This is a genomic window from Flavisolibacter tropicus (assembly GCF_001644645.1).
In the GTDB taxonomy this organism is placed as follows: Bacteria; Bacteroidota; Bacteroidia; order Chitinophagales; family Chitinophagaceae; genus Flavisolibacter; species Flavisolibacter tropicus.
In genome coordinates this window covers 5,839,704-5,853,599 of record NZ_CP011390.1, presented here as the reverse complement: position 1 = coordinate 5,853,599, position 13,896 = coordinate 5,839,704, and the positions used below count along the sequence as shown (strand labels likewise).

7 protein-coding genes are annotated in these 13,896 nt (G+C 41.4%); all 7 read right to left on the bottom strand.

What is annotated here, in order from left to right; all coding sequences use genetic code 11:
- Positions 1–226: 226 nt before the first annotated feature.
- Complete coding sequence (locus SY85_RS24755; RefSeq protein ID WP_066409054.1) at positions 227–1,939, bottom strand: PKD-like family lipoprotein; 1,713 nt, start codon at positions 1,937–1,939, stop codon at positions 227–229.
- 39 nt (positions 1,940–1,978) lie between these two features.
- Entirely contained in the window at positions 1,979–2,758 is a 780-nt protein-coding gene (locus SY85_RS24750; RefSeq protein WP_158513036.1) for a DUF4843 domain-containing protein, read from the bottom strand.
- Between the two features lie 36 nt (positions 2,759–2,794).
- Positions 2,795–4,303, bottom strand: coding sequence for a RagB/SusD family nutrient uptake outer membrane protein (locus tag SY85_RS24745; RefSeq protein WP_066409050.1), 1,509 nt, complete (start codon positions 4,301–4,303; stop codon positions 2,795–2,797).
- 9 nt (positions 4,304–4,312) lie between these two features.
- A complete protein-coding gene (locus tag SY85_RS24740; RefSeq protein ID WP_158513035.1) occupies positions 4,313–7,525 on the bottom strand; it encodes a SusC/RagA family TonB-linked outer membrane protein in 3,213 nt (1,070 codons plus the stop codon).
- A gap of 52 nt (positions 7,526–7,577) precedes the next feature.
- On the bottom strand, positions 7,578–8,933 hold the full coding sequence (locus SY85_RS24735) for a RagB/SusD family nutrient uptake outer membrane protein (protein WP_158513034.1): 1,356 nt from the start codon (positions 8,931–8,933) through the stop codon (positions 7,578–7,580).
- Positions 8,934–8,962: 29 nt separating this feature from the next.
- On the bottom strand, positions 8,963–12,109 hold the full coding sequence (locus tag SY85_RS24730; RefSeq protein WP_066409044.1) for a SusC/RagA family TonB-linked outer membrane protein: 3,147 nt from the start codon (positions 12,107–12,109) through the stop codon (positions 8,963–8,965).
- A gap of 748 nt (positions 12,110–12,857) precedes the next feature.
- Positions 12,858–13,871: a PorP/SprF family type IX secretion system membrane protein gene (locus SY85_RS24725; protein WP_066409041.1), complete on the bottom strand. Its 1,014-nt coding sequence runs from the start codon at positions 13,869–13,871 to the stop codon at positions 12,858–12,860.
- Between the last annotated feature and the right edge of the window lie 25 nt (positions 13,872–13,896).

Sequence of the window (13,896 nt, the reverse complement as noted above, 5' to 3'; positions counted from 1 at the left end):
CATTTCCTCCACTTGAACATTGCGCATTGACCATTCCCCTCCCCTTCTTTCTTCATTCCTTGTTCCTTGTTCATTATTCTCCTTTCTGTCAACTTATCAACTTGTCAACTAGTCAACCTGTCAACCCATTTCTTCCTAATCCCTTAATCTCCCCAAATCCTGGTTCAAACAAAAAACCTGCTCCCATAACAGAAGCAGGTTAATAGCAAGCGTAAGTTTATATAACTTATAGACCTAAACCTTTCTTAAAGGTGATATCCACAATATTATCAAATCCGGAATATACCTTGAATGGAGTTGTAATTATTCCTCCTGCATTTGTCAGGTTAAAGAAATAGACATTATTGCCATTACCAATAGCCGTTTCATCGGTAGCTACCACCAGTACTTTGCTTTCTGTTGAAGGCAAACCAGTAGCGCTATAACCTGACTTAAATACCTTCATGGCTTTGATTATAGTTCCAACTGGGAAACTATGACCCAAACTAGAAGTAGTGGTAGCAGGCATAGTACCCGTATAAGATGGCGAACAGACATAAATACTGTTTTTATTCGTACCATGTACATAGTAAAACACACCGTAGGTCGTTGCCAATATGGTTAAAAATGTAGGCATGGCAAAAATGGAAGCAGTAGTGATTCCAGGAACCTTGCTTTCACTTAAGTAAAAACGGCCTGTCGCAAAATTATTGGCATATCCGCCACCGGCTCCTGAATTTGCTCCCGGAAACTGGTATAGAAAGGTAGAATCACCAGGTGTATTTCTGAAAATACAATCGTAATAAATGGGAGTTGTTGTCATTGGGCTTACATTTTCGGCATATACGAGGTTATGTCTCATATTGTTCAAATCAAAGCCTTTGCCTGTTGGCAATAAGTTAGCAGCGCTGGCTGCTGGATAAGGGGCATAATGGCGATTAGCCGTATCCGCTCTGGCAGACGGAACAAGTGTCGGCGTTCCACTATTGTTCCAAATGGTGAAGAAGCAACGGTTGACCTTATCAAAAACGGTAAACGTACCATCTGCATTACCCATAAGTACAGAAGGATGTAATTCGGACCATGTGCCCAAAAAGGGTACGCTTAATTTTATAGGCGGGGTTTTTATTGATGTGGCATTTACCTGCTGGAAATGAATCTGGCCGTTATTGATAACATATTCATATTGCCCTGTAGCCGGGAATACATTATTCTCCTTAATATTTACTACAGAAGGAGGAAGGTAAAACCAACCGTTATGATTACTAGAATCAAGGTAATCCAAAGAACGTACCTGCGTTCCCCCGTTAGGATAAAAAAATGAAACTTTCTGAATACGCAATGTGCTGCTATAGTTTAGTACGGCTGTTTTATATGTCCCTAGAGGTAATTTATGACCGTTCGCCTGGAAATATAAATTATTGTATACTGTTCCATTTCCTTTGCCATCACGATCTGTAATGATCGATAAATCACAACCTGCTTGAGTAGGTTGTTCCTGTAATACTAACCAACCTTCACCACCCCAAGGTGAGGTATCAACATTGATGCTATAATATTTATAAAACGACACGCCGGTTTTCTTATCGGTCACTTTTAAAACCAATCGATAAATATTGGGTGGCACAGTGATCTTTGTCCGCAATTGTTTTTCGTTCCCTAAAATGTATTGCGCTGGATTGACCTCACTTGATGAAGACTGTGTAATGAGCCATTGATACGATAGATCATCACTTTGCTGCGTTTGCGACAATAGGATATCCAGTTTCAGACTATCATTTTGCCTTAAAACAATGGAGTCATTCGTAACTACCACTTGCGGATCAACATTTGCCATGTCCGTGGTAATTGTAATGGTGTTGACGTCTGTATACTTATAATTGCCTAAATCTTTTTTACAGGCAACAAATGCAAATAAGATCAGTACAGATATGCTTGCAGGTATAAAGTGCTTTTTCATATTTTTTCTTCGTGAATGAATGTTTTCAAGAGAAACGAATTAATAATTGGCAGGTCCTACCTTGATAACAGGGTTATTGGGTATATCTGGATCGGTAAGTGTAGCACCCGTACCAGTATAGTTGCCTGGATATTTTGTTCGGATATAGTTTATTACTGCTTGCAAGTATTGTGTATTTATAGCAGGAAACTGTCCGACGGTACGATTACCTGCAAATTCCGTAACAGTAGTGCCGCTAATCGGATCATACAACGCCTCCAGGATTAATTTATATTTTGTTTTGGTCCAGGTACCAAAATTGGTACTAGCACCTGCCCAGGGAAAACCGGTCGGATCGCCCCAAGATGGTGGCTTTTGTAAGTAACCCACTTTGAGTTTTATAGATGACTTAGCAGAAATCCCTAGCTGGAATTGGTCATTTTCTTTTAGCTGCAACTTTAAAACAGCCGGTGCATTATCTAAATCAGCTGAACGATATATTACGACAGGCATCAGTGCCGTAGTACTATTGGCTAAAATCTTATAGGGTGGCAATAGCTTATAATGTGTATTTTCTATTGCATTTCCCTCTGTATCAGCAACAGCCATTACTCCTATTTCGCGATCCTGCGTAGCAGGTTTGCCTAACACTGAAACGGGAATGTTTATCGTATCAACTAACCGGTTAGGATATTTAGCAAATGAATAAATAATACTATCAGCAGCGGCATTAAAGTAAATACCGTCAGCTGTTTCAAATCGCAGGGGTTTATCCGGTTCACAAGAAGTAAACACACTTAGAATCCCAGCTACTAAAATGGAAGCGGTCCATTTTTTCATATCGTGTAATTTAAAATTGTCTTTATTAAGCATTTATCAATGGTTGTACTCCAGTTCTTTGTCCGGCAATGGGAATACGTACACATTGGCAGGTATGACAGATGTAGTAGAAGTAACCTTTGATAGATCTTTGTTCAATCGCTTATAATAAAAGAACGTTTGTCCTTCCTGCATAAATTCTTTTTGATATTCGCGCATAATCTCTGTTGAAACGCTATCGGTAGTACTTATGCCTGATGCATTTAAAGCAGCTAAACCGCGACTCAAACGAACCTGGTTCAACAGGGAAACGCCAGTACCAATATCGCCCTTACTGTTAGCAGCTTCTGCAGCTATATAGTACATTTCCGATACCCTCAAGATGGGCACATTACTTTGCAACTGATAGGGCAGGTTATTATCCTGGAAAAACTTGGAAGGCACCTGTACACCTGCCTGGTTATTGTCGAACCAGGAAATGTTACGATAATCATTAGCGCTTCCACTTCCTGTTGTATACAACGCCGTCTTACCTGCCGGCATTAAGCGAAATGGCGTACCTGAACTGACATCAAACAATCCATTGTAGTTCTTAACATTTTTGGAGTACACAGAGAACAATAGTTCTTGAGAAAACAGGCGATCGCGTGTAAGGTTAGTAGCTGCCGCCACATTGGATGTAATTAAGGGGAATTTATTACTACCAATTACTGCCGCTGCATAATAATTAGCGCTATCCAGGTTGCCCTTGTACATATGTGCCCTGGCCAGTAAGGCTTCAACAGCCCAGTAATTGATATGGTTTTGGGTATAGCCGGTAAACAAGTCATATGAAGCATGGGATAACGCTGACGTATCAGTTAATGCCAACAAACCTTTAGCCAGGTGCAGATCTTGAATACAAGAATCCAATGCTTCACTTACCGTAGAAAAAGAAGTTGGACGTATATCAAAATGGCGCACATAGGGAATGGCTTTTTCATTGAGCCCTGTAGCTGGCGATTGACCGAATAAACGTAGTAAGTCAAAATGCAGCATTGCACGTGCACCTATAGCTTCACCTTTTACCCGGAAATAATTATCCCTGGTAAACACATCTCTTTTATTATCAATCTTGCTTAATAGGTTATTGATATTGGAAATGGTATTGTACATACCGCCCCAGATACCTGCCATTTCAGCCTTAACTCCAGCATCAGCATAATTATAGGATACTACATTGCTATAAAATCCATTATTTCCTACAGAAACCGTTTTTGCATTATCATAATTATAGGCTAATGTAGAAAGCATGCCCATCGTAAGGTTGGTCGTATATAATCCATAGGTTCCACCGTTTTGCGGCTTATCTAAAGCCAGGTATACGCCCAACATGGCATCCTTAAATCCCTGTTCATCATTAAACAGGATGGATTCAGGCACCTTGTCTTTTGGTTGCACATCCAGAAACTTTTTACAACCAGTAATGCCAGGTGCCAATAGTAGTAACCCAATAGCCACCTTCCATAACCTTGTATTCATACCTGTATTTCGCAAGTGTTTTATATTGAAATGAATCCGTTTCATATTGTCATTTTAAAAAGTCGAGGTTAACCCTAAATTGAATCGGCGGGTGAATGGATAAGCGGTACCTCTTTCCACCTCTATGGTTCCCCAACGAAAGACCTGGTTTTGAGTAATAAATAGTTTAGGCGTTGATAACTTCAATCGTTTCACCCAGTTTAAGTTATTGGGGAAATTGTAACCTACTGTAATACTGGACGCTTCAATAAAGTTATCGCGTTGCACAAAACGGGAAGTAGCATTGGTCATTAAAACCCCTGTGTTACCATTTGCCGTCAAGGCCTTATACGAGGTTACATCACCAGGTTGCTTCCATCGCTCCGTTAAAACACGTATATCTGCGTTGGTACTTTTCAGATCAACGTTTTCTATTTTGTCTGCCAGGGTTTGGTTGTATTTATATCCACCAAGCTGGTAAGAAAGGTTTATGTTGAACGTGAAAGCTTTAAAAGTCAGGTTAGACGCAAACATACCTTTAAACTTAGCCTGAGCATCAGCCACCGGGTATTTATCATTAGCATCCCAATCAAACGTTTTACTACCATCCAATTTCAAAAAAACTTCCTTACCTGTAGCCGGATCAATTCCTAAAGACCGTACTGCCCAAATGGTACTCATAGACTGCCCTACCACAAAACGGGGCAATGGTGTTTGTTGCTTCTTTGCACCATCTATGGTATTATCTTTCTCATTATTCTTCTTATTGATCGCATCAATAGCCGGAGAAAGCTTAGTAATAATGGTTGTAGCGTGGCCTGTATTAAATGCAAGCGACCAGAAAATATTCCTTGCCCTATTGCGAATGATCGGCATACTTACTGATAGCTCGTAGCCTTTGCTTTCTACAGCACCCAAATTATCCTGGTAAGTAGCAAAGCCCGTTGATGGCGCCACATCAAGCGGCAGAATCAGGTTGTTTGTCTTTTCAACAAACAGTTCAGCATTCAACAGGATGTGCCCATTTAATAAAGAGGTTTGCACGCCCAAATTATTCTTCAGTGTTTGTTGCCATTTTAAATTGGGATTTGCGTACGCATTGGTGTAAGCACCCAACTGGCCACGGTATTCATTCGACAAATTGTAATTATAAATTTGCTGAGCCATTGATGCTGCAAAGTTTTGATTACCTGTAATACCAGAACTACCCCTGAATTTTAATTGTTGAATAAACCAGTTCTTCTTAAAAAACTTTTCTTTATCTACATTCCAGGAAAGGCCACCCGCCCAGAAAGGGGCAAAACGATTATTAGATCCAAACTGGGAAGAGCCGCTGGCATTAGCCGTTGCCTCAGCTGTATAACGATCATTGTAACTATAACTAACACTTAAAAACTGGGAAAGACTGCGTGTGTTATTAATCAAGGAAGAAGGCTTGCTAGTAAGGCCATAGCCGTTGGCAGCTCCCAATTCCCCTAAATAATCATTAGGGATTCCCGTTGTTTTTAGGGTAAGAGAATTACCGCTCGTTTGCTGGCCCGAAATACCAAGCGCAGTAAGAATCAAATGTTTACCAATGCTTTTGTTGTAAGTCAGACCAACTCTACCATCTATGGCAGAATTCTTACCTGTTGATTTTGTATAAGAGCCTAAATCGACAAACCGGCCTAAAACATCGTCAGCGAAATCGGTATGGTCAGCTGGCAAAAACTTTTCAGATTGAGGCAAATTAGTTGACAACCGGAAGTTGGCTTGCACCTTGAAGTTGCTGTTGATCGACCAATCGATATTGGTAGCATTGGAGTACGACCAATAATTGGAATAATCAACCATATTCAGCGTGGCGTTGTACATACTATTCGTATATGTTTTACCGCCAGGAGCAGGTATTAAAAAACCCAGTTCGGCTGCTGTTGGCTCAAATAGCTTAACGATGTTACCAGCATCATCATAAGGGCGGAAGTAAGGAAACTGCTTCGCATAATCTGAAAAAGAGCCCCATGGCGAATTATTTCCTCTACTGGAATTGATGGAAGAAGTATTGGAAAAACGAAAGTTTGGCAATACATAGTTAAGGTTGTAATTCAAGCCAAAATTCTTTCTCCCTGAACCTTTCATAACACCACTAGCGTCATTGTAGTTTAAAGAAAGACCATAACGGAAGTTTCCGGATCCTCCTCCTACTGACAAGCTATGCGACAATGTATGCCCGGTTGTTAAAGGCTGTGATAGCCAATACGTATTCACACCGCTTTGCACCTGGTTCAAACGATAATCGTACCATTGCTTCAGTGCCACATCATTATAATGATTATCCGGATCGCTATAAATACCTGCCAGGCGCTGTGCCTCTAAAAAATCTTTGGCATTTAGCAAACGATAGGAAGATAAGTCAGCCAATTCAACACTTCCATTAACAGAGTAGCTGATTTGCAATTTTCCAGGTAAAGGTTGTTTTGTTTCTACAACAATAACACCGTTGGCAGCTTTGGCGCCATAGGCTACCGTAGCTGCTGCATCTTTCAAAACGGTGATGCTGGCAATACGGTTAATGTCCATATCGTATAACGATTGCAAGGTTGCTTGAAATCCATCTACAATAATGAGCGGTTGATTGGGGTTCAACAAATAGCTTGACATCATATCACCATTTGATACAGGGGTTGCCGCACTTGATGTAGTTCCCTGTGTTGTAATGGGTAAATTGTTCTGACCTCTAAGCTGCAAAATGGGCAACTGGTTAGGATCATTACCCAAGGCATTGTTTTCAACAATACGCATAGATGGCTCTACTATTGCTAAAGCTTGTAATACGTTGGTAGGATTCACGGATTTCAATTCTTCTCCGCTAAATGATTTGGCAGCACCGGTGAAGTTTCCTTTTGGACGCTTATACAATCCCACATTCACTACCACATCAGACAAAGTAGCAGCATTACTACTCAAACGTACTTCTATAAAGGTTTGGCCAGATTTTAATTTAATTTCTCTAGGCGTGTGACCAACAAATGACACCCTGATGGTGGCATTGGCTGCAACATTTTTCAGTATAAAAGAACCATCCTTCCCTGCAGTGGTCACTTGCCTGGTACCTTGTACAAAAACACTGGCTCCTGCCAACAAATCACCATTATCGCTTTTAACTACACCTTTTAGTTCCTCAATAATATTTTCCTGGGATTTTGCCTGTACAGCACCCAATATCAGCGTCAATGCCAATAAACAACACTTAATAGTTGTTGAAAGGAAGAAAGTGTTAGGTTGACTATTTTTGTTGCTACGAAACATACAAATCGATTGTGCTATATTGTTATATCTAAATTTCTTTTCCGAAATCATATTATTCAGGTCTTACAAAAACATACGATGCACCGGCTACAACTGGCACCCTGGTAAAGGGCAAGGCCGAGATCGGTAGATTTTTACGTTTGAAATAATAGAAGGCCTGTCCCTCTCCCAGGAACTCTTTCTGGTATTCTTTTTTGATCTCCGTATTCAGGCTATCAGCAGGTAAGCTTGCCAACGTATACTTTGCCAGGTTGCGGTGAACCCGAACGGTATCCATTAAATCAGTAGCATAGCCAAGATCATTGTTACCAGCAGCACATTCGGCAGCGATATAATACATCTCGGTCATTCTGATCAATGGAGTGATGTAATTATTGGTAGTTGCAGAGTTGACAAACTTACGCGGTTGTATTAGCGTACCCGAAAAGGTACTTCCTGTTGCAGGGTCAACAAAGGATTTTCTCCAATCTGCAGTGGCGGAACCTGCACCTGTCACAAACAAGGCGGTTTGTCCATTAACAGATAAACCCAGCGGCGCCTTTGTATTAAAGACGGTTTTATACAGTAAGCCAATATTGTTTTGAAACGTATATAAAGAGAATAGATATTCTTTGCTAAAAAGGAAGTCTGAGGTGGCGGTGGCCAATGGAAACTTACCGCTGTTGATCAACGCCTTCGCATACTGCAAGGCGCTGACGTTATCGCCCTTATATAAATACAGTCTCGCTAATAATCCTTTTGCTGCCCATACAGAGAAACGAGATGTATTCATATCCGTCTCACTTAAAAGCGCTTCAGCATTTTTCAGATCAGCAATGCAGGAATCCAACACGACCCCTGTTGTAGAAGAGGCCACAGCATAGGGGCTAAACTTTGTCATATATGGAATGGCAAGTGCTGTCAATCCTGAAGCGGCAGGCGATGGTGCATATAAACGCAATAATTCAAAATGCAAAAACGCACGCAGTCCTAACCCTTCCCCTTTGATCGTATTATAGTTATTGCCAGTGAACAGCGCTTTATGGCTTTCCATATTTTCCAGCATATAATTGATGTTGGCAATGCTGCTATAGGATGTTTTCCAGATGTTGCTCATTACCGATCTTACACTGCCATTCTGGAAATTGTATTGAGCAGCCTGGTAATACAGTTCGCCTAGCTCAGGCTTTATGGTGGTGTCATAGCTTCTACCCAAAACAGATAGCATTCCATAACTTAAGTCCCGGCCATACATGTCCTGCGTACCCATTTGCAGGTATACACCATTTATCACTTCTTTAAAACCCTGCTCAGTGGAAAATATCTCCTCCTTACCAACTTGTAATGGAGCGGATTCCTCCAGCAACTTTTTACAAGAGGTTATTGAAAGTGATAGTAAAGCTGCCACTATATATATTGATTTCGACATTCTCATACTCTTATAATTTGTTATCAGCTTTAAAAGGTGGTGTTAATTGAAAAAGTATACTGGCGCTGGAAAGGAGAATAGATGCCTCTCTCTGCCTTCATCGCATACCAGCCAAATAGGTTGTTACCCATTAATCCTACCTTTAAATTTTGGGCTTTTATTCTTGCACTAAAGCTTTGTGGTAAGGTGTAGGCCAATGACACTGTAGAACAATTAATTTGATCATTGCGCTCTATAAAACGAGTGGTAGCATAGGTTGGCGTCGCGCCCATAACAGGCTTGTACAAGGCTTCGCCACCCGCTGGTGTCCAACGATTAGCAGCAGCGCGCTTATCCACATTGTAGAATAGATTGGCATTCTCTACTTTATCAGCCAATGTTTGATTATATCCTTCAACGTCAAGTTGATAAGTAAAATAAATTCCTGCAGATAGGTTCTTTATCGATAAAGATGTACCCAATGTGCCCTGCAAATGTGGCGTCCTATCGCCTTCCATTAACTTGTTTGCGGCATTCCAGGTGGTGGAATAGGTATCACCAAGATTCTTAAAGACCTCCTGTCCTGCTTGTTTGATACCAATGGAGCGAACCGCCCAAATACCAGACAGAGGTTTACCAACTACATAACGCTGTTGTGGACGTGTTTGATCAAGCGAAAGATCATTTTCCGCATTCAGTCTATCAAGGTATTCGTTTGTCTCTAAAACAAGGTCTTCATTATGGATGCCATTGAAGATCAAATTCCAGTAAATAGACTTTTTAGCATTGCGGATGATGCTATAGTTTACCTGAAACTCAAATCCTTTATTTTCAATAATGCCAGCATTCTCGTAGTACCCAAAGTCCTGGAATCCGGTATAAGCAGGTGAATACACCGGCAGGATCAGATCGGTTGTTTTTTGACGATATGCATCAAAGCGAATGGATAAGCGCTTTTGCAGCAATACCGCATCCAGGCCAATATTTTGCTTAAATGTTTGTGGCGCCTTCAGATTCTCATTGGCAAAACCAGTTAAGTAAGCACCTAAACCAATACCTCTTGTGCCGAATCCACCATTCGTTGGTATATATTGCCTGTCTGTGTAATAGTTGTAAGAGGTTTGGCCCAGGTAAGATAAGAAAGCATTCGTACCGGTAGTTCCTACACTGGCCCGCAATTTTAGCAGGTCAAGTACTTTATTGCTACGGAAGAAGTGCTCCTGGTGTAAGTTCCAGCTGGCAGCAGCACTCCAATGGGGTGCTATTAATTGATCGCTACCAAACTGAGAGGAGGCATCGGCATTGCCTGAAACCTCTACCTGGTAACGGTTATCATAGCTATAAGCCATGTTGCCAAAACCCGAAAGTAATTTTGTATTGATCTTTCCGGAGGTAGGACGCGCATTGGCATAGCTATTACCAAATGCAATATCGGTCAGTTTATCACTGGTGAATCCCCTTACATAAATTTCCTCAGACTCGCTGTTGGTTTGCTGACCAGTAGCACCAGTAGATACATATAATTGATGCTGTCCAAACTTTTTTTGATAGTTCAGTCCTAACGCTGCTTCTATATTAATGAACGTATTATTTACCTGGAAATATTCGCCGCGTGAGAAAAACTGCTCCGGCGAATAATCGGCATATTCGGTATGGCCTGGAGGCAGGAAAAAGTCAATCTGATCCGCTTGCCGGCTATACCCCACTTTACCGTTCATTTTAAAACCTCTACCCATATGCCAAACCCAATCGGTGGTATTGGCTATTCTAGTATAATCTGTAGCATCTTTCGTTGATAATGTACCATTATAGGCGGGATTATAAACCTTACCTCCTCCAGCATCTTCCATCAGCTTGGTCATCTTCCCGGTAATGCTATCATATGGATTCCAGTAGGCATTTTGCATAGCGTAGTTCTGGAAACTTCCATAGGGAGAGTTGGCACCGTTAACTTTGTTAAAGGTCAGGTAGTTGTTTAAAAAGACATTCTTTATTCGGGTGCTGAAAAAGCTACCAAAGCTGCTTGTTTTTCTATAGCTCCCTTTCATGGCCCCTTCTACATCATTGTAAGAAAAGTCCAATCCATATCTCATTTCGTCACTTCCACCGTCAAGGGCCAAAGCATGTTTACTTCCAATGCCCTGACGCAATGGCAAGCGCAACCAATCGGTTTGTACTCCTTTGTTAAGCACCTGGTTTTGACGAGCCTTGTATAATTCAGGATTGGCGGCATATAAACCATTTTGCTCCTCAAATGCCAGCTTTTCCTGTGCTGTCATTAAGTTATAGGAGGAAAGATCAGCATCAGTCACCTGCACCTGGCCATTGTAGCTAACCCGCATCTTGCCTTCTGCTGGACGTACTGTTTCAATAAGCACAACACCGTTACCACCTCTTATTCCATATACAGTTGTTGCAGCCGCATCTTTTAACAGGGTTATTTTTTCAATACGATTGATATCGATATCCAGGGCTGAACGCAATGCCACCTGAACGCCATTTACAAAAAAGAGCGGTTGATTGGGATTGGCAATAGTATTAGCCATAAAATCGCCGGAAGAGGGATTTACCTGCACACCAATATTTTCAGTAGTTGCAGAGCCGGCCACAGCTGCTGATGCCGGGAAACTATACGAGCCTCTGATTTTAATATCAGGACTTGCATTAGGATCATTGCCATTATTATTATCTCGTGTAACCACAAAGGATGGTGCATAGAATCGTAACGCTTCAGAAAAGTCCAGTGCATTGACCTTTCTTAATTCATTCCCGCTAACAACAACAGTTGAGCCCGACGTATGTTCTGCAGGCCTTTCAAACAAACCATTATTGATAATAGCAACACCAGACGCCTTTTCTTTCTTTAAAAGAAATACCTGCATCTCTGTCTTTAGCTTTTTGACAATAGGGTAATAACCCGTTTTATAAATAGAAACCGAGTTATATGTTCTCACACTATCCAGTTCTATATATCCTTTATCATTGGTATAGCCTTTTTTTGAACCAACAACAACAGATACACTGTCCAACAAGGCTCCATCTTCCAGATCACGTATAGTGAGTTTTAATTTTTGTATTGAGACAGCTGAGACGTTACTTGGTTGCCCGGAAGAGGGCAGTTTTTGAGCAGAACTAGATTGAGCTGTGCATAAAAAAAGGCAAAGGGCTGCAGTGGATCCCGACAATACGCTTCTCATGTGTAATACTATAAGGTTTATGTCCGCTTTACTTGTAATAACCTTGAAGGGTTATTTCCGCCCATCATTCTTTTACCTTTCACACAAGTTTATTTCAGCATTTCATCTCTACTTTTTAAAGAAATAGAGATGGTAGAAACATATCATCTAGCGCTGACTTACGCTTGTTTTTGGGTTGGCTTAGATAGGGCCGGGTTATAGCGAATTCAAAATCAACGCCTTTAAATTATTTTATAGTTCAGCTGCTTTGGAAAGAATAACACGTATTGAGAAGTTGAGTTGACGAATGATTAAAAACAATGGATATAATGAATGTGTAGTGCCCAAATGAATTCGTCCTTTAAATTGTCATGTTCGTCAACGCGCCTAACCGTAGAGCGCGATTGAAGCATTTTCGTAATGCATTGTTCAACAAGTTTTTATGTGTAGTTAGTACATCTCTTACCCTTTTTGCGCTTTTACGCTGCTTTGTGCACCAACTCCTTTCAAATTGACAATTGATTGGCATCAATCAGGATGGAAGAAAATGAACCTGGTATTTCTATAAAAAGAGAGAGGGATGTAGAAACACCCCTCGTTTTTGGCTCAACACCACGTACACATGAAAACTTAATTTATATTCAATTCATTGCTATTCTTTTTTCTTCATTTCATCCCTGCCTCGAACCCTGTCTCATCACTCACTACTCCTCACTCATTACTCACCACTCACCACTCACCACTCACCATTCACCACTCACCTTTTCTGTTACCAGATGTTCCTTGGACAGGAATCATCATATTTATTTCCGATTAAAAAGCCCAGCACAATCTCGTGATTGCCTTTACTAAACTGGTTAAGTCTTGAAGTAGTATAGTCATACGAGTATCCGATATTAAATGTATTGGAGACATTCAAGCCCAGCATACCGGCAAAACCATCCTGGGAGCGATAGGACCCGCCTACCCACAGCAGGTCATGGTACTGCAGCTTGAAGTTTACATCCACTTGCGGTGGTGTGGGATTCACATATTTTACTAATACGGATGGTATCAGGTTAAAATCCTCGCCCACTAAAAACCGGTAACCGGCTGAGGCAAAGAAATGCGGTACCAATTGTCCTCCCGGAGTAGTGCCTCTATCAGAAAACGACACGGTGGACGGAATTAACTGTTGGGCGGAAATGCCAATAAAATAGTCAGCCGAATACAGGTAAAGACCTGCATTCAAATCCGGTTTTATCCGGGTAACATTACCCCTGCTGTTAGCTACCGGATCACCCGGTGTAGCAAACTGTAGTTTCGAGGTATTTAAGGTCAGGCTGGTGGCACCTAGTCCAAAACCGGCAGAGAGGCTCGTTCTGGGGCTTAGACCCAGGTGATAAGCATACGTAGCGTATGCCGATAAATAATTTAAAGGGCCGGTCTGGTCGTTTATTACCTGAAAGCCTACACCATGATGGGGTTCGGCTGCCGTATAATTTTCCCAATAACGCTGGCCGCGTGGGTTTTCACCAGGCACCTGGTAAGAGGTGGCGGTAGTGCGATAGTCCGATTTATGGATGGGTGTGTGAATGGTAAAATAGGTAGTTACGGGAGCATCTTCAATGCCCTCCCACTGGCGGCGGTGGCCAATCTTTACATCAGTATAGTTTTCAATCCCCGTAAGTGCCGGGTTTAAAACATACTGGTTTAAAATGTATTGTGTGTAATGTGGTTTTTGTTGTCCCTGAGCCAGGTGGCAGAATAGTATGCCCAGCAGCCCGAACGCAATCTTTCTCATACTATCTTGGTTTTGAAATATTTTT